General features: G+C 73.5%; 15 protein-coding genes. 3 read left to right on the plus strand and 12 right to left on the minus strand.

The window, feature by feature from the left end:
* The first annotated feature begins 140 nt into the window (after positions 1 to 140).
* The gene (locus ACWY4P_RS24720; protein WP_456212710.1) at positions 141 to 1,097 is read left to right on the plus strand and encodes a hypothetical protein; all 957 of its coding nucleotides are present in this window, start codon (positions 141 to 143) and stop codon (positions 1,095 to 1,097) included.
* Between the two features lie 22 nt (positions 1,098 to 1,119).
* On the opposite strand, the gene ACWY4P_RS24725 is transcribed toward ACWY4P_RS24720, so the two are convergent.
* Complete coding sequence (locus ACWY4P_RS24725; RefSeq protein WP_456213043.1) at positions 1,120 to 1,572, minus strand: GbsR/MarR family transcriptional regulator; 453 nt, start codon at positions 1,570 to 1,572, stop codon at positions 1,120 to 1,122.
* A gap of 198 nt (positions 1,573 to 1,770) precedes the next feature.
* On the opposite strand from ACWY4P_RS24725, the gene ACWY4P_RS24730 reads away from it, so the two are divergent.
* Both ACWY4P_RS24730 and ACWY4P_RS24735 read left to right on the plus strand, forming a co-directional pair.
* The gene (locus ACWY4P_RS24730) at positions 1,771 to 2,685 is read left to right on the plus strand and encodes an ABC transporter ATP-binding protein (protein WP_456212711.1); all 915 of its coding nucleotides are present in this window, start codon (positions 1,771 to 1,773) and stop codon (positions 2,683 to 2,685) included.
* Entirely contained in the window at positions 2,682 to 4,337 is a 1,656-nt protein-coding gene (locus tag ACWY4P_RS24735; RefSeq protein WP_456212712.1) for an ABC transporter permease, read from the plus strand. The genes ACWY4P_RS24730 and ACWY4P_RS24735 overlap by 4 nt, the downstream gene beginning before the upstream one ends.
* A gap of 101 nt (positions 4,338 to 4,438) precedes the next feature.
* Here ACWY4P_RS24735 and ACWY4P_RS24740 read toward each other — a convergent pair whose 3' ends face one another.
* The 11 genes from ACWY4P_RS24740 to ACWY4P_RS24790 all read right to left on the minus strand — a co-directional run bounded on the left by ACWY4P_RS24740 (position 4,439) and on the right by ACWY4P_RS24790 (position 16,720).
* Positions 4,439 to 5,665, minus strand: coding sequence for a cytochrome P450 (locus ACWY4P_RS24740; protein ID WP_456212713.1), 1,227 nt, complete (start codon positions 5,663 to 5,665; stop codon positions 4,439 to 4,441).
* Positions 5,666 to 5,704: 39 nt separating this feature from the next.
* Positions 5,705 to 6,691: an alpha/beta hydrolase gene (locus ACWY4P_RS24745; RefSeq protein ID WP_456213044.1), complete on the minus strand. Its 987-nt coding sequence runs from the start codon at positions 6,689 to 6,691 to the stop codon at positions 5,705 to 5,707.
* 62 nt (positions 6,692 to 6,753) lie between these two features.
* Positions 6,754 to 8,076 carry a kynureninase gene (locus tag ACWY4P_RS24750; RefSeq protein WP_456212714.1) on the minus strand — a complete coding sequence of 441 codons (1,323 nt, stop codon included), beginning with the start codon at positions 8,074 to 8,076 and terminating at the stop codon, positions 6,754 to 6,756.
* On the minus strand, positions 8,069 to 8,911 hold the full coding sequence (locus ACWY4P_RS24755; protein ID WP_456212715.1) for a tryptophan 2,3-dioxygenase family protein: 843 nt from the start codon (positions 8,909 to 8,911) through the stop codon (positions 8,069 to 8,071). The genes ACWY4P_RS24750 and ACWY4P_RS24755 overlap by 8 nt, the downstream gene beginning before the upstream one ends.
* A 216-nt stretch (positions 8,912 to 9,127) precedes the next feature.
* Positions 9,128 to 9,541 (minus strand): DUF3151 domain-containing protein, encoded by a 414-nt coding sequence (locus tag ACWY4P_RS24760; protein ID WP_456212716.1) that lies wholly within the window; start codon positions 9,539 to 9,541, stop codon positions 9,128 to 9,130.
* A 138-nt stretch (positions 9,542 to 9,679) separates the two neighbouring features.
* Positions 9,680 to 11,242: an MFS transporter gene (locus ACWY4P_RS24765; RefSeq protein ID WP_456212717.1), complete on the minus strand. Its 1,563-nt coding sequence runs from the start codon at positions 11,240 to 11,242 to the stop codon at positions 9,680 to 9,682.
* Between the two features lie 128 nt (positions 11,243 to 11,370).
* Positions 11,371 to 12,393 carry a class II fructose-bisphosphate aldolase gene (fbaA, locus tag ACWY4P_RS24770; protein ID WP_456212718.1) on the minus strand — a complete coding sequence of 341 codons (1,023 nt, stop codon included), beginning with the start codon at positions 12,391 to 12,393 and terminating at the stop codon, positions 11,371 to 11,373.
* Between the two features lie 178 nt (positions 12,394 to 12,571).
* Entirely contained in the window at positions 12,572 to 13,111 is a 540-nt protein-coding gene (gene pyrE / locus ACWY4P_RS24775) for an orotate phosphoribosyltransferase (protein WP_456212719.1), read from the minus strand.
* A gap of 17 nt (positions 13,112 to 13,128) precedes the next feature.
* Positions 13,129 to 13,965: an aldose epimerase family protein gene (locus ACWY4P_RS24780; RefSeq protein ID WP_456212720.1), complete on the minus strand. Its 837-nt coding sequence runs from the start codon at positions 13,963 to 13,965 to the stop codon at positions 13,129 to 13,131.
* A gap of 32 nt (positions 13,966 to 13,997) precedes the next feature.
* Positions 13,998 to 14,831, minus strand: a complete 834-nt coding sequence (locus ACWY4P_RS24785) for an SRPBCC domain-containing protein (RefSeq protein ID WP_456212721.1) — start codon at positions 14,829 to 14,831, stop codon at positions 13,998 to 14,000.
* Positions 14,832 to 14,965: 134 nt separating this feature from the next.
* On the minus strand, positions 14,966 to 16,720 hold the full coding sequence (locus tag ACWY4P_RS24790; protein WP_456212722.1) for a polyamine aminopropyltransferase: 1,755 nt from the start codon (positions 16,718 to 16,720) through the stop codon (positions 14,966 to 14,968).
* Positions 16,721 to 16,786: the final 66 nt, after the last annotated feature.

The raw sequence follows: 16,786 nt of genomic DNA on the forward strand, positions 1-16,786 counted from the left end.
TCCGGGCGGGGCATGTCCAACGTGCGTGGTGGCTTGTGCCGCCACAAGAGCCGTCGAACCGGTGCCCCGGATAGACGAAGCCCCTGGCGCAACAGCGACAGGGGCTCTTGCACCGAGAGATTACCTGAGGAAGGACCGAGGTGTCGGCTCCAGATCCCTGGCAGATTTCCCCGGACGCCGTCCAGGGGCGCCCCCTGCTCGTGCTCATCGACCCCACCGCCCGCCGAACCGACGGGGAGTCGGTGCGGATCGCGAAAGATGTGTTGTGTGCGGGCGCAGCCACGAAAATCTGTCTGCCGGAGGGGCCCGAGGAGGTCGAGCGGGCGCTCGCCCGCCGCGGCAGCCGCCGCCCCGTCGTGATCGGTGACCACCGGGCCCTGCTGCGGACCGTGGAGCTGCTGCACCGCAAGCGGGAGCTGGCGGACGCGGCGCTGTCGGTGGTGCCGGTGGGCGGATCGGCGACGGTGGCCCTGGCCCGCGCCCTGGGTCTGCCCACGGACGCGGTGAGCGCGGCGCGGACGGCGCTCGACGGCACCGCGCACCGGCGTGACCTGCTGGTCGACGAGAGCGGCGGGGTGGTCCTCGGCGGTCTGCGGATCTCCGGCGGGGAGCAGCCGGGGAGCGGGGACGGGAGCGGGGACGGGGACGGGAGCGGGGCAGGGAGCGGGGCAGGGAGCGGTGCAGGTGGGTACGACGGCGGCCACCACCCGTGGTGGACCCCCGCGGCCCGCACCGCGCGCACCGCGCTGACGCTGCTGTCGCTGCCGGGCGTCGGCCTGGGCGGCTCCCGGCGGCGGACACGGCCGCCCGCACAGCGGCTGCGGGTGGAGGCGGACGGCGTGCTGCTGGCCGATCTGGACCGGCCGGTCGAGCGGGTCTCGGTGTCCACGGCCGTGGCGGGCCGCGGCGGCCTGGCCGATGTCGTGGTGCACCCGTGTGCCGGGTCCGGCCCGGTCCGGGCGCGGGCCCGGGCGGTCACCGTCTCGGGTCCGGACTTCCGCTACCACGCGGACACCCTGACCCGCGGCCCGGTGCGCACCCGCACCTGGACGGTCCTCACCGAGGCCTGGCGCCTGATGCTCCCGCGAGGGGGCTGAGCCGGTGCCGGGGGAGTTACGTTTATCCGGCCTTCTGTTCTCCCGCGCGGGGCACCTCCTGGTGGGCGCCCTCCTGGCGGGCCCGCCAGCGCGCCAGCATGCCGACCAGTTCCTTCTGCATGAACTCGTAGAACTCCGCGGTCCTGATCGCCCGCGCCCCCGCCGGGGTGTGCGGGCCGAGGACCTTCGCACCGTCCCGCATCGTGTGCTGCCAGCGGGTGAGGATCTGGTCACGGTTGGACACGGCCTCGTACCAGACCTCGTTGTAGAGGCGATACTGGTCGCGTCGCGAGCCCGGCTCGCGCTCGCGCGTGATCAGGTTCAACTGGGCGAGGTAGCGGACCGCGCCCGAGACCGCGGCCGGGCTGATCTGCAGCCGCTCGGCGATCTCGGCGGCGGTGAGCTTGCCGGAGTCGGAGGCGAGAAGGGCGGCGAAGACCCGGGCGCCCATCCGCTGCATCCCGGCCTCGGCCATGTCCGCGCCGAACCGCTCGACGAACTGCGCCACCGCCTCTTCATCGCGCGCAGAATCCACGTCCACGCCCTCGTGCACGCTCTCCTGCCGTGTCACCTCCGTCACCGCCTCATCATCTCCCCTCGTTCACTCGTTCAATATCAGTTTATACGCTTCGCTAACTTCACAATTTTGTGAAACTAGCGTAGCTTCAGAAGCATGACAACGGCAATCTCCACCTCCGGCCTCCACAAGTCATTCGGCCGCACGCATGCGTTGGACGGCCTCGACCTGGAGGTCGAGACAGGCGAAGTCCACGGCTTCCTCGGGCCCAACGGGGCCGGGAAGTCCACCACCATCCGCGTCCTGCTCGGCCTCCTGCGAGCGGACAGCGGAGCGGTCCAGCTCCTGGGCAAGGACCCCTGGCACGACGCGGTCGAGCTGCACCGCCGCATCGCCTACGTGCCCGGCGACGTCACCCTGTGGCGCAACCTCAGCGGGGGCGAGGTCATCGACCTGTACGGGCGGCTGCGCGGCGGCCTCGACCAGGACCGTCGCGCGGAGCTGCTGCAGCGGTTCGAACTCGACCCCACCAAGAAGGGACGCACCTACTCCAAAGGCAACCGGCAGAAAGTCGCGCTGGTCGCCGCCTTCGCCTCGGACGTCGACCTGCTGATCCTGGACGAGCCGACTTCCGGGCTCGACCCCCTCATGGAGGAGGTCTTCCGCGACTGCGTGATCGAGGAGCGGGAGCGGGGCCGCACGGTGCTGCTGTCGAGCCACATCCTCAGCGAGGTCGAGGCGCTCTGCGACCGGGTCAGCATCATCCGCAAGGGCCGCACCGTCGAGACCGGCTCGCTCACCGAGCTCCGCCACCTCACCCGCACCTCCGTCACCGCCGAACTGTCCGGCCCGCCCAACGGCCTGTCCACCCTCCCCGGCATCCACGGCCTGGACGTCCAGGGCAAGCGCGTCAAGCTCCAGGTCGAGACCGACAAGCTGGACGCCGTGCTGCGGCAGCTCAGCGAGTCGGGCGTGCGCAGCCTGACCAGCACCCCGCCCACCCTGGAAGAGCTGTTCCTGCGCCACTACCAGGACGACATCCGCGACGAGGCAGAGGCGGTCGCCCGATGACCGCCGTAGCCGACACCCGCGTCACGACTCCGGAGCGCACCGGCTCCCGCGACCTGGCCGGCACCGGCACGCTGCTGCGGCTCGCGCTGCGCCGCGACCGGGTCATGATCCCGGTGTGGGTGCTGGCCATCGGCATGACCGGCAGCAGCGCCCTCAGCCGGATGAAGACCACGTACGACACGGCAGCCGACCGTGCCAAAGTCCTGCACGACATGAACACCAACGGCTCGATGCGGTCGATGCTCGGCGTCGCGTTCGGCGACTCGTACGGCGCGCTCTCCGCCTGGCGCGTGGGCGTCTTCCTCGCCGCCTTCGCCGGGATCATGAGTGTGCTCCTGGTGATCCGGCACACCCGCGAGGAGGAGGAGTCGGGCCGCCAGGAGGCGCTGTCGGCCGGCATGGTCGGCCGCCGCGCCGGACTGACCTCCGCCCTGCTCACCGTGGCCATCGCCAACGCCGCCATCGCCCTGCTGATCACGGCCACTCTCGCGGGCGAGGGCAGCGGTGGCGCGCTCGCCTTCGGCCTGTCCGTCGGCCTCACCGGCCTGGCCTTCGGCGGCCTGGCCGCCATCGCCGCCCAGATCACCGAGAACGCGCGGCTGGCCAGGGGCCTGGCCGCCGGTGCCGTCGGCATCGCGTACATGCTGCGCCTGCTGGGCGACGCGGCCGAGGACGGGTCGAAGGGCTCCGGCCATGTGCTGGTGTGGCTCTCGCCCCTCGGCTGGGCGGAGTACACACGGCCGTTCGCGAACGAGCGGTGGTGGGTGCTGCTGCTGCTGACCGCCTTCGCGGCCGTCTCGTTCGCCGCCGCCTACTCCCTCGCGGGCCGCCGCGACATCGGCGCCGGCTTCTTCGCGTCCCGCCCCGGCCCCGCCTCCGCCGGCCGCTCCCTCCAGGGCACGTACGGCCTGGCCTGGCGCCTCCAGCGCGGCACCCTGCTGGGCTGGGGCCTCGGCGTCGCCGTCTCCGCCGCCGGGCTCGGCGGCGTCGCCAACGGCGCCGACGACATCATCGGGGACAGCGAGAAGAACCGCGACATCATCGAGCGCATGGGCGGGGCGCAAAACCTCAACGACGCCTTCCTCGCCGCCATGGTCGCCGTCGTCGGTGTGGTCCTCACGGTCCACACCGCCAGTGCGGTGATGCGGCTGCGCAGCGAGGAGACCGACCAGCGCGCGGAACCGCTGCTGGCCAACGCCGTCAGCCGACTGCGGTGGGCCGCGAGCCACCTCGTCATCGCCTACCTCGGCCCGGTCGCCGTCCTCGCCGCCGGCGGGCTGGCGATGGGCCTCGTCTACGGAACCGCGGCCGACGACCTGGGCGGCCAGCTGCCGCGCGTCCTGGGCGCCACGCTCGCCCAGGCCCCGGCGGTGTGGGTGGTCACCAGCCTGGTGGTCTTCCTCTTCGGCCTGCTGCCCAACTACACGGCGTCCCTCGGCTGGGCCGTGGTCGGGGTGGTCGTCGCCATCGGCTGGCTCGGCCCAGCGCTCGACGCGCCCCAGCCCGTGCTGAACATCTCGCCCTTCAGCCATCTGCCGAAGCTCCCGGGCGAGAGCGTGTCGGCGGCGCCCTTCCTGTGGCTCCTCCTCCTGTCGGCCGTGCTGACAGTCGCGGGGCTGGTGGGGCTGCGGCGCCGCGACATGACCAACTGACCCCTCCCATCGGGGCCCGGACCCCCGCCGTCGTCCACAGGCTGTGGACGACGGCGGGGGTTCTGCTGTTCAGGGGCTCGGGCGGCGCGGGCGGGCCGGGCTCAGACCTCGACCAGCAGCTCCCGCAGCCCCCGGATGACAAACCCGGGATTCCACCGTGGCTCCGCGACCAGCCGCAGCCCGGGCGCCTTCCGCAGCAACGCGCCGAAGGACGCGGTCAGTTCGAGGCGGGCCAGGGGCGCGCCCAGGCAGTAGTGGATGCCGCCGCCGAAGCTGAAGTGGGGGTTGTCCGCACGGGACAGATCGAGGCGGTCGGGGTCGGGGAAGCGCTCCGGGTCCCGGTTGGCCGAGCCGAAGAGCAGCGCGACCTCGCTGCCGCGCGGGATGGCCGTCCCGCCGACCTCGATGTCGTCCAGCACCCACCGCTCGAACAGTTGCAACGGCGTGTCGTAGCGCAGTAGCTCGTCGACGGCGGTGGGCAGCAGCGCGTCCGGGTCGGACCGCAACAGCGCGAGCTGGTCGGGGTGGCGGAAGAGGGCCAGCCAGCCGTTGCCCGTGGAGTTGACCGTGGCCTCGTGGCCGGCGTTCAGCAGCAGCACACAGGTGGAGATCATCTCCTGCTCGGTGAGCCGGTCCCCCTCGTCGTACGCCGCGACCAGCCCGCTGATCAGATCCTCCCCCGGGGCCCGGCGGCGGGCGGCGATCAGCTCGCGCAGATACGCGGAGAACTCGACGGAGGCGCGGACCGCGCGCCGTGCGGTTTCCTCGTCCGGGTTGAGCTCGTACATCCCGCAGATGTCCGCCGACCAGGGGCGCAGCGGCGCGCGATCCGCCGGCGGAATGCCCAGCATCTCGGCGATCACGGCCACCGGCAGCGGCTCGGCGACCGCCGCGACGAGATCGCCGCCGCCCTCGGCGACGAACGACTCGACCAGTTCCTCCGCCAGCCGCTCGACGACCGGCGCTAGCCGCTCGACCGTACGCGGCGTGAACGCCTTGGATACCAGGCGGCGCAGCCGGGTGTGGTCCGGCGGCTCCAGATCCAGCATCCCGTGGTCGTTGAGCGTGTGGAACGGCTCGTGCTCGGGCGGCGGGGCGGTGCGGCCGAACTCCTCGTGGCTGAAGCGGTGCAGATAGCTGCGGCCCAGACGGCGGTCCCGCAGCAGGGCCCGGACGTCCTCGTGACGCGGGATCAGCCACTGCCGGGAGGGCGCGTAGTAGTGCGCCCTGCCACGCTCGCGCAGCGCCGCGTACGCCGGATAGGGGTCGGCGACGAACGACGGCTGCCACGGGTCGAAGGCCGGGGCGGGCCCTGCGCTGCTGGTCATGCCCGGACGCTACCGCCTTTTTTCGAGGCTCGGTTCGCCTCAGCGGCGAGCGCTACGGGTATGACGGGCGGCATGGGCGAGCTCGTCGGCGACGGTGCGCGCGGCGGGGGCGGTGGGGTCGATCAGCGGGAAGTGGCCGACCGCGGCGAGGCGCACCGCCCGGACCGGCTGCCCGGCGCGCCGCGCGGCCCCCGTGAACGCGTCCGCCACCTGCGGCGGGACGTCGATGTCGGTGGCGCCCTGCACGATGGTGGTGGGCACGGCGGTGGGGAGCAGCGCGGCGGGATCGGCGAGCGGCAGCCGGTCCGGGTGGTGCGCCTTACCGTCGCGGATGCCGCGAAGGTCGCGGATGTCGAGGAACTCGTCGACGGCGTCGGAGCACACCCGCAGCTCGCGGGCGGTGGCGAAGTCCGCGATGGGGGCGAGGGCGACCACACCGCACACAGGGGGAGGCGAGGGGAGATGCCAGGGGCAGTCCGGCGGCAGGACATGGCGGGCCGCCGCCCACAGCGCGGCATGCCCGCCCGCGGAGTGCCCGGCGAGCACCACGCGCGCCGGGTCCACGGGCAGCGCCAGCCCCCGGGCCAGCCCGGGCACGGTGTCCACGGCGGCCGCGATGTCGTCCAGCGTCTCCGGCCACCGCCCGGCCCGCGGCCCCGGGGGTCGCCCAGGGGGTGCCCCGTGGGTGGTGCCGGGCCCGCCGCCCGGCTCGTCCAGGCCGCCCCGGCGGTACTCCACCGACGCCACCACGAACCCGTGCCCCGCGAGATACGCGGCGAACGGCGAGATGTGACGCCGGTCGTACGGGGCGCGCCAGGCGCCGCCGTGGAACAGCAGCACCAGCGGGGCGGGTGGCACCGCCGCGCCGGCCTCCGCCCCCGGCTCCGCCTTGGGCAGATAGAAGTCGACCACTTGGTCGCGGTGGTCGCCATACGCGGCGACGCGATCAGGCGGCACGGCCGCGAGGCCGAAGAGGGACGCCTCCTCGGCCTCGGCGGACGCGGCCGGGTTCGCCCGGCCGGTCACCGGCTCACCCGGCCCGACGACGTGAAGCCCCACGCACGGCCAGGCGCGGCGGCGCGGCACGGCTAGGCCACCTCCCCCGGCGCGCCCGCCAGCGCCGCGGCCAGCGCCCGCGCCGCGCGTTCCGTGTCGGCGAAGCCCGTGTAGAGCGGGGTGAAGCCGAAGCGCAGCACGTCGGGGTGGCGGAAGTCGCCCACGACGCCGTGGCGGATGAGCTCGGCCATCACCTCGCCCGCGTCGGCACAGCGCAGCGCGACCTGGCTGCCGCGCTGCTCGTGCGCGACGGGGGTGATCGACTCGACCCGCCCCGCCGGGACGTAGGTCTCGACGCAGCGCAGGAAGAAGTCCGTCAGGGCGAGGCTCTTGGCCCGCACGGCGGCCGGCGAGACGCCGTCCCAGACGTCCAGCGCGGCCTCCAGCGCGAGCATGGACAGGATGTCGGGGGTGCCGACACGGCCGCGGACGGCGCCGTCGGCCGGGGTGTACGCGGGCGCCATGCCGAACGGGTCGGCGTGGGAGTTCCAGCCGGGCAGCGGGGAGTCGAAGCGGGGCTGGCGCTCGCGCGCGACGTACAGGTAGGCGGGCGAACCGGGCCCGCCGTTGAGGTACTTGTACGTGCAGCCGACCGCCAGGTCGACCCCGTGCGCGTCGAGCCCGACCGGCAGCGCGCCCGCGCTGTGGCACAGGTCCCAGACGACGACGGCGCCCGCGGCGTGCACGGCCGCCGTGGTGCCGGGCAGGTCGTGGAGGCGGCCGGTGCGGTAGTCGACGTGGTTGACGAGCGCGACGGCGGTACGCGGGCCGACGGCGGCGGCCATCTCGGGGGCCGGTACGGGCCGCAGGGCGCAGCCGGTCATCCGGGCGGCCGACTCGGCGATATAGCCGTCGGTGGGGAAGGTGGACTCGTCGACGAGGATCTCGTCACGGGTCGCGTCACCGGTCGCGTCACGGCTCACGTCACCAGTCGCGTCACGGCTCTCGTCACCGCTCTCGTCGCGCCCCGCTGACCGCCCCTGAGCGATCCGTACGGCGCCGACGACCGCCTTGAAGACATTGACGCTGGTCGAGTCGCCGACCACCACCTGCCCGGGCGCGGCGCCGACGATCCGCCCGACACGGTCGCCGATCCGCTCCGGCGCGGTCCACCAGCCGCTCTCCTCCCAGGAGCGGATGCGCAGCCGCCCCCACTCGCGGGCCACGACATCGGCCAGCCGGGCGGGGACGGCGGCCGGCAGGGCGCCGAGCGAGTTGCCGTCGAGGTAGATCGTGTCGTCGAGGACGAAGGCGGCGCGCTTGGCGCGGAACTCGTCGGCGGCGTCCAGCTTCGCCGCCTCCTCGGCCAGTGGGGAGGCCGGTGGGGCGGTGATGGATGCGTTCGGCTCATACATGGCTGCGCGCCGTCCACAGCTCCGGGAAGACGTTCTTCGCCGCCCGCTTCTCCAGCCAGGCGACCCCCGCCGAGCCCCCCGTACCGGTCTTGGCCCCCATGGCCCGCCGGGTCGCGACGAGATGGTCGTTGCGCCAGCGCCACACCAGCTCGGCGACCTCCGTGAGCGCCTCGCCGAGGCGGGCCGGCGCGCTGTCGCCCGGGCCGGAGTAGATCTCCTGCCACACCCGCTCGACCGCGGGGTCCGGCTCATAACGGCGCGTGGGGTCGCGGTCCAGCACGGACTCGGGGACCGCGAAGCCCTGACGGGCGAGATGGCCCAGCACCTCGTCGTAGAGGCTGGGCTCGGTCAGGGCCTTCTCCAACTCCGCGTGCACCCCCGGCGCGCCCCGGTGCGGGACGAGCATGGACGCGGACTTCTCGCCGAGCAGGAACTCCAGCCGCCGGTACATCGCGGACTGGAAGCCGGAGCCCTCGCCGAGCGCGGAGCGGTAGGCGTTGAACTGGCCGGGCGTGAGGTGCGCGAGCGGCTTCCACGACGCGTTGAGCGATTCGAGCTCGTAGGTGGAGCGCTTCAGCGCGGCCAGCGCGGTGGGCAGATCGTCCTCGCGCAGCGCCTGCGCGGCGGTGTGCCACTCGTGCACGATGACGGTGAACCACAGCTCCATGACCTGGGTGGTGACCAGGAACACCATCTCTCCGGGGTCGTCGGAGAGCGGATGCTGGAGGTGGGTGAGCACGGACGCCTGGACGTAGTCCTCGTACGGGGTCGTGCCTTGGAAGTCGAGATTCGGGGCGTCCGGCTCGGCTTCGTGCGGGGCAGGCTGATGCGACATCGCCATCTCCTGAGGTCTGCTGCTACCGGGTAGCGGTCCGCCCCTTCATGCTCGGTATCGGAGCCCCGGTCCCCTCGGGACCCGCCGTGGGCGGGCCCCGAGCGCATCATGCGTGTCATGCGCACTCATCCGCAAGTGCGCTGTCGGCCAGAGGGAGCCGGCCCGAAGGAGTGGGACGGCTCCCAGAAAAGACGGGCCTCAGGAGAGGGACGGACCTCAGGAGAGGGTGTCCGCCGCCGTCGGGGAGCTCTCCCGCAGGAACGTCGAGCAGCGCTCGTACTCCTCCTGCTCGCCGATCGCCTGGGCGGCCCGGCCCAGCGCGTGCAGGGCCCGCAGAAAGCCGCGGTTGGGCTCGTGCTCGAAGGGCACGGGTCCGTGGCCCTTCCAGCCGCTGCGCCGCAGTGCGTCCAGGCCGCGGTGGTATCCGGTGCGCGCGTAGGCGTACGACTCGACCACACGGCCGGCCTCGTACGCCTCGTCGGCGAGCTGCGCCCAGGCGAGCGAGGAGGCCGGGTACTTCGCCGCGACCTCGGCCGGAGCGGCGCCGGAGGCGAGCAGCTCACGCGGCTCGGGGTCGTCGGGCAGGTAGGTCGGGGGCGGTCCCCCGAGCAGGTTCTCATGAATGGCCATGACCCCCAGTCTGCCTGGTCCGGGGCCCGCCGGGGCACGTCCGCGCCACCCACCCGGCCGTCACCCGCCCCGGCCACACGCCGGACGCCAGGCGCGGGCCGGGCCCGCCGGGGCGCTCACATCGCCCAGGCCGCCCGGCTAGCTCAGGTCGCCCGGGTCCAGCGGCGGGGCGCCGACGCCGCAGTGGTACGCGCACTCGGGGCGACACGGCCGCCGCGGCACGGACTCTTTCGCCGCGACCTCCTCCCCCACCCCCTCTTCTGCCGCGGGCGCACCGGCGGCCTCGGGGGGCACCTGCTCCAGCACATCCGGCCGCACCGTGCGCCAGGCCACGAAGGCGCCCAGCACCAGCACCCCGGCGCAGATCGGCATCGCGCGCCCGAACGTCTCCGCGAACAGGTCCGCCGAGCGGTACGCCTCCGGCCCCATACCGGCCAGCAGCGGCAGCGCGGCCACCGCGATCAGCCCCGCGGCCCGCGCCGCCGCGTTGTTGATGCCGCTGGCCAGGCCCGCCCGTTCGACCTCCACCGAGGCCAGCACGGTCGCGGTGAGCGGGGCGACCAGCGCCACCATGCCCAGGCCCAGCACCAGAAGCGCGGGCAGCACATCCCGCCAGTAGACCGCCCCCGCCCCGGCCCGCGTCATCAGCAGCATCCCGGCCGCGCACAACAGCGGGCCGACGGTCAGCGGGATACGCGGCCCGATGCGCCGTCCCAGCTCCCCGGAGCGCGCCGACAGCAGCAGCATCAGCACGGTGGTCGGCAGCAGCGCGGTGCCCGCGCCGAGCGCGGAGTAGCCCACCACCACCTGGAGCTGCAGCACGGACAGGAAGAAGAAGCCGCTGAACGCCGCGTACACGCACAGGGTCACCGCGTTGACGGCGGCGAACTGGCGGGAGGCGAAGATGTCGAGCGGCAGCATCGGGTCCCGCCGCCGCCGCTCCACCTGGACGAAGGCCACGCCCAGCAGCACCCCCAAGACGGCCGGAACGATCACGACGGGCGAGACGCCCTTGCCGGGCGCGGCGATCAGCGCGTACGTCACCGAGCCGAGCGCCAGCGCGCCCAGCGTGGCGCCCAGCACGTCGAACCGCCCGTGCGCACGCGGATCGCGGGACTCGGGCACATGGCGCAGGGCGACGGGCACGCACACCGCCGCCAGCGGCACATTGAGGAAGAACACCCAGCGCCAGCCCGGCCCGTCCACCAGCCAGCCGCCGACGAACGGCCCGATCGCCGCCCCCACCCCGCCGAACCCGGACCACAGGCCGACCGCCCGCGCCCGGTCGTCCGGGTGGAAGGTGGCCTGGATCAGCGCCAGGGACCCCGGCGTGAGCAGCGCCCCGCCGATGCCCTGAAGGGCGCGGGAGGCGATGAGCACCCCGGCGGTCGGCGCCAGCCCGCACAGCAGCGAGGCGGCCGCGAACCACACCACGCCGACGAGGAACACCCGCCGCCGCCCGAAGCGGTCCCCCAGCGCCCCACCCAGCAGGATCAGCCCGGCGAGGGTGAGCATGTAGGCGTTGACGGTCCACTGGAGGACGGCGAGATCGGCGTTGAGGTCGAGGCCGATGCGCGGCAGCGCGACATTGACGACGGTGCTGTCGAGCAGCGCCATCGCCGACCCGAGCACGGTGGTGAGCACGACCCAGCGCCCCACCGTCGAGGACACGCGCAGCGAGCCCGGCCCGGAGTCACCCATACGTGGATCCTCCCCGCCCCCGAGCCCCACCGCCAGCCCGGCAAGCCCGAAACGCCCGGCTCGGGGAAAACCACCGGGCCCGGTACCCCACCGAGGGGGTACCGGGCCCGGAGAAACCGCGCCGCGCGTTACTTCAGCTTGGTGCCCGTGGCGCGCAGGTCCGCGCACGCCTTGGTGACGCGCCCGGCCATGCCCTTCTCGGCCAGCTTGCCCCAGCTGCGCGGGTCGTACGTCTTCTTGTCGCCGACCTCGCCGTCGACCTTCAGCACACCGTCGTAGTTGCGGAACATGTGGTCCGCGATCGGGCGGGTGAAGGCGTACTGCGTGTCGGTGTCGAGGTTCATCTTCACCACGCCGTTCTCCAGCGCGGTGCGGATCTCGTCCTCCGTGGAGCCGGAGCCGCCGTGGAAGACGAAGTCGAACGGGTCGGACTTGCCGTGCTTCGCCGCGACGCCGTCCTGGAGATCGCGCAGCAGCTCCGGGCGCAGCACGACATTGCCCGGCTTGTAGACGCCGTGGACGTTGCCGAAGGAGGCGGCCAGCAGGTAGCGGCCCTTCTCGCCCAGGCCGAGCGCCTCGGCGGTCCGCTCGACGTCGCCGATGGTGGTGTACAGCTCGTCGTTGATCTCGTGCGAGACGCCGTCCTCCTCGCCGCCCGTCGGGGTGATCTCGACCTCAAGGATGATCTTGGCCTTGACGGCCTCGGCGAGCAGCTCCTGCGCGATCCGGAGGTTCTCGTCGAGCTTCTCCGCGGAGCCGTCCCACATGTGGGACTGGAAGAGCGGGTTCTGCCCGGCCGCGACGCGCTCCTGGGAGATCGCGATCAGCGGACGCACATACCCGTCGAGCTTGTCCTTGGGGCAGTGGTCGGTGTGCAGAGCGATGTTGACCGGGTACTTCTTGGCGACGACGTGCGCGAACTCGGCGAGGGCGACCGCGCCGGACACCATGTCCTTGTCGTACTGACCGCCCAGGAACTCCGCACCACCGGTGGAGATCTGGACGATGCCGTCGCTCTCCGCCTCGGCGAAGCCGCGGAGCGCGGCGTGCAGAGTCTGCGTCGAGGTCACGTTGATCGCCGGGTAGGCGAACTTGCCTGCCTTCGCCCGGTCGAGCATCTCGTTGTAGATCTCGGGGGATGCGATGGGCATCTGTCCGCTCCTTGTGATGTGCGGGGTGTTGTTTCTTGGCCCTGACCTAAGGGATATGGGGGCGACGTCGCCGTCGTTGCCATCCTCCCAGACTCTGCCGATTGCTCCACACGGCGCACGGCGGGATGACTCGGACGGCGGGTGGTGGTTTCACGTGAAACCACCACCCCCGGTCATCTCAGGCCAGACCGAGGTCCGCCAGCGAGTACGCGGGTACGTACCGAAGCCCCGCCTCCGCGATCGCCGGCGCGGCGCCGCGCTCGACGATCGTCGCCACCGCGACGACCTCCGCGCCCGCCTCGCGCGCCGCCTCGACGGCGGTCAGCGGCGAGCCGCCGGTGGTGGAGGTGTCCTCGACCACCAGCACCCGGCGGCCCTTGATGTCCGGGCCCTCGATGCGCCGCTGCATGCCGTGGGTCTTCTGGGCCTTGCGCACGACGAAGGCGTCGAGCCTGCGGCCCCGCGCGGCGGCGACATGCAGCATGGACGTGGCCACCGGGTCGGCTCCGAGCGTGAGCCCGCCCACCGCGTCGTACTCCAGGTCGGCCGTGGTGTCGAGCATGACCTGGCCGACCAGCGGCGCCGCCTCCGAGTCCAGGGTGATCCGGCGCAGGTCGATGTAGTAGTCGGCCTCCAGCCCGGAGGAGAGGGTCACCTTGCCGTGGACCACGGCCTTGTCCTTGATCTGCTGCCGCAGGGCGTCACGCGCATCGCTCATGGACACGAGCTTAGGTCTTACCCGAGCCGCCGCCAGCTCCAGGTCATGGAGATCTCCAGGGGGTCGATGGGGGTGACCAGGCGCGGCAGGGTGTTCAGGCCGTTGGGCGGGCCGGACTGCGGCTCCACGCAGACCGCCTCCGCCTGCTCGTCGTAGACCACGACCCACTCGGTGCGGCTGGTGACCTTCAGCTCCAGCCGCCCCGGCCAGGTGAGCGTGACGTCCACGCCCTCCGCCATGCCGAAGCAGTCGTCCCAGGGGCCGGGGCGGGGCTCGATCCGGCGGCCGGTGGGCAGGTGGTTCTCGCCACGCTCCTCCTGCCACCCGGCCTGGAAGGAGATCTCCACATCGGCGCCGTCACCCCCCTCAGCTGCCCCCTCAGCTGCGAGTGTGCGCAGGAACCACGGGTGCCAGCCCGCCTGCGCCGGGAAGGAGTCGCCCTCGGTCTCCACGCTCATCGTGGTCGTCAGGGAGTCCGGGGACAGCTGGAAGGTCTGGCTGACCCGGCCGCGGTACGGCCAGGGGTCGGCGAGGTCGTAGGTGAAGGCCGCGGCGGCGGTGTCGGCGCTGACCGTGCGCCAGGCGACCTCCCGCCCGGTGCCGTGGATCGCGTGCGGAGGCGCGTTCACGGGCAGTTGATGGCGTCGGCCGCCGTTGCGGAACTGCCCGAGCTCGACCCGGCCGCACCAGGGCACCATCGGGAACGATCCGAACCTCGGGCCCTGCCGCAGCAGCTCCGTACCGGCGATGCGCAGCGAGGCGACGCGGCAGCCATGGTCGGGTGCGACGGTCAGCTCGACATCCCCGGCACTCAGCCGTACGCCGCGGGTATCCGTTCTCTCTTCGGTGGTCACGCCCCGACTTTATGCGCCCGCGCGCGCCTCGCTCACCTTCTGCGGCGCAGCACCCGGCTGACCACGACGGCGGAGGCGAGCACCAGCGCGGCGGCGGGCGCCGCCCAGCGCAGCGCGATGCCGGAGGTTCCGGTCTCGGGCGCGGGCACGGGGGCATAGCGGCCGCGCGGCGGGGCGTGGTCGACCTCCTCCGTGCTGCGGCCGATCATCGTGCGGCGGGCGTGCGCGGCCTCGGCGGGGGGCTCGTCGTCGAGTTCGCCCAGCTCTTCGAGCTCGCTCAGCTCGCCGACCTCGGACACATCCTCGATGTCCTCGACGTCGTCAAGGTCGCCGATGTCGTCGACATCGTCGAGGTCCCCGACGTCGTCGACGGCGACCCCGTCGATCGCGTCGGCGGTGTCGACGGCATCGACATCGTCGAGCGTGGCGGCCGGCTCGCGCTCCAGGCCGGTGGCCAGCGCCGCGCCGAAGCGGTCCAGCAGCCGGCGGGCGACCATGGTGGTCGCCTGCTCGTCGAACTCCGCCAGCCGCCCCTCCCTGCGCACCGTCCCGGAGCAGACCAGCGCGGTCCCTCCGGACACGGCCTTGGGCACCACGGTCAGCGCGAGCTTCACCGAGCCGCTGCCACGCGCCTCCGTCCCCTCGCCCTCCACCTCGAAGCCGCCACCGCGCTCGGCGACCCGCAGCGAGCCGCGGTAGGTGATGGTCGAGCCGCCGATCCGCACCCGGAGCCGACCGGCGAGCGGACCCACCGTCTCATCGGCGTCCCGCTGGAGCCCGGGGACGCAGCGGGCGACGCGGTCGGACTCCGTGAGCGCCAGCCGGACGGTGTCGACGGGAAACGGAACGAACACCTCATGCTCCATAGCTCAAGACACTACCCATCGCGCCTCCCGTGAGACCCGTTCCGGCGCGACTTTCACCGCGCCCGCGTGAATTCCCGGCGATACGGCGATACAGCCATGCGGCGGCACGGTGATACAGCGGTACGGCGATGCGGTCACGGCGCGTACCGGGGGTGCGTCAGCGTGGAGGCGGGCAGCCCCGGCTCCCGCTGCCGCGCCGCCTCCCGCGAGCCCGCGCGCAGCGCGCCCGGCGTAAGCGACCGCGGGCGCGGGCCGTGGCCGGGCAGGCGCAGCCGGACCGGGGCGCGCCCGGCCAGGACGAAGCCCCAGTCGTACGGCGTCGCGGCGGCCCCGCCCGGGGAGCGGTCCGGGTCGCCGGAGGAGCCCGGCAGCCGCCCGCCGACCGCGTACGGCACGGTCCGCAGGCCAACGGAGCGCACCGTCGCCTCGACCGTCCAGTACGTCCGCGGGCCCGCGCTCAGCGTTCCCGCGTGCACCGCGAGCCGTCCGCCGGGCGCCAGCGCGCGCTCCACCAGCCCGTAGAACTCCTGGGAGTAGAGCTTGGTGCTGGGCGTGATGCCGGGGTCGGGCAGATCGCAGACCACCACGTCGTACCCGCCGGGCGAGCGGGACGTGCGGAACGAGCCGGGGTCGCCGGGGCCGCCGGACGGGTCGTACGGGCCACGCGCACGGCCCCCGCCGTCCGCCCGGCGCAGCCAGTCGAACGCGTCGGCGGTGACCACCCGCACCCGCGGGTCGCGGTAGGCGTGCGCGTTCAGGGCGGTCAGCCCCGGGTCGGTGCGGGCCAGCCGCACCACCTCCGCGTCGATTTCGACCACGGTGACCGAGCGGACCCCGGCGTACCGCAGGACCTCGCGCGCCGCGAGCCCGTCGCCGCCGCCCAGCACCAGCACGCGCCGGTGCGGCCCGGCCATCGCCGGGTGGACCAGCGCCTCGTGGTAGCGGAGCTCGTCGCGCCCGCTGACCCGCAGCCGGCCGTCGAGGAAGAGGGACAGCGGCCGCCCGTCCGCCCCGCCGCCGGTCAGCACGATCTCCTGGACGCCGGTCCGCACGGCGACGCGTACGTCCGGCCCGTACACGGCCCGCCGGGCGGCCCGCTCGAAGGCGGGGGTCAGCGCCGCGGCGGCGGCCAGCAGGGCGAGCACCACCACGTTGGCCACGATCAGCGTCCACCGGGCCCGCGCGCTCAGATCGCGGCGGAACAGCCACAGCACCAGCGCCCCGCCCGCGACCGCGTTGACCGCGCCGGTCACCAGCGCGCCGGTCAGCTGGCCGAGCGCGGGCAGCAGCAGAAACGGGAACGCCAGCCCGCCGACCAGCGCGCCCACATAGTCCGCCGCGAACAGGTCGGCGACCGCGCCGCCCGCGTCCTGCCGCCGCACCCGCTGGATGAGGGTCATCAGCAGCGGCACCTCGGCGCCGATCAGCACCCCGATCGCCAGCGAGAAGCCGACGAGCGCCACGCGCGACTGCCCTGACCAGACGAAGCACGCGTACAGCGCCATCGCCGAGCAGCCGCCGACCAGCGCGAGCACCGCCTCGACCGCGCCGAAGCCGACGGCGGCGCGGCAGCGCAGCCGCTTGGCCAGCAGCGAGCCGAGGCCCATGGCGAAGACCATGACCGACAGCACGACGGACGCCTGGGTGACCGAATCGCCCATCAAGTAGGAGGCGAGGGCGACCAGTTCGAGCTCGTAGACGAGCCCGCAGGCGGCGCAGACGAAGACGGTGCCGAGCACGACGAAGCGGCCGAGCCCGGCCGGGACGGGCAGCCGCGCCGGGCGCTCCGGCTCGGGGAAGGGCGGCACACCTGGGGCGGCACTCGGGGCGGCACCCGGGGAGGCACTCGGGGAGGCACTCGGGGCGGCGGGCACCGGCGAATCGATCACGAAGGGCACGCTACGTCACATATCACCCATGCCCCGTCACCCACACGGGTGCATTGCCCGCCGCTC

The organism is Streptomyces sp. LZ34, assembly GCF_053890475.1.

Excerpts from the sequence above, each read along its gene's own strand:
- ACWY4P_RS24725 (WP_456213043.1), bottom strand. The coding sequence starts at position 1,572 with ATGGCCGAGGCCGGGATGCAGCGGATGGGCGCCCGGGTCTTCGCCGCC.
- ACWY4P_RS24730 (WP_456212711.1), top strand. The coding sequence starts at position 1,771 with ATGACAACGGCAATCTCCACCTCCGGCCTCCACAAGTCATTCGGCCGC.
- ACWY4P_RS24735 (WP_456212712.1), top strand. The coding sequence starts at position 2,682 with ATGACCGCCGTAGCCGACACCCGCGTCACGACTCCGGAGCGCACCGGC.
- ACWY4P_RS24740 (WP_456212713.1), bottom strand. The coding sequence starts at position 5,665 with ATGACCAGCAGCGCAGGGCCCGCCCCGGCCTTCGACCCGTGGCAGCCG.
- ACWY4P_RS24750 (WP_456212714.1), bottom strand. The coding sequence starts at position 8,076 with ATGTATGAGCCGAACGCATCCATCACCGCCCCACCGGCCTCCCCACTG.
- ACWY4P_RS24755 (WP_456212715.1), bottom strand. The coding sequence starts at position 8,911 with ATGTCGCATCAGCCTGCCCCGCACGAAGCCGAGCCGGACGCCCCGAAT.
- ACWY4P_RS24760 (WP_456212716.1), bottom strand. The coding sequence starts at position 9,541 with ATGGCCATTCATGAGAACCTGCTCGGGGGACCGCCCCCGACCTACCTG.
- ACWY4P_RS24765 (WP_456212717.1), bottom strand. The coding sequence starts at position 11,242 with ATGGGTGACTCCGGGCCGGGCTCGCTGCGCGTGTCCTCGACGGTGGGG.
- fbaA (WP_456212718.1), bottom strand. The coding sequence starts at position 12,393 with ATGCCCATCGCATCCCCCGAGATCTACAACGAGATGCTCGACCGGGCG.
- pyrE (WP_456212719.1), bottom strand. The coding sequence starts at position 13,111 with ATGAGCGATGCGCGTGACGCCCTGCGGCAGCAGATCAAGGACAAGGCC.
- ACWY4P_RS24785 (WP_456212721.1), bottom strand. The coding sequence starts at position 14,831 with ATGGAGCATGAGGTGTTCGTTCCGTTTCCCGTCGACACCGTCCGGCTG.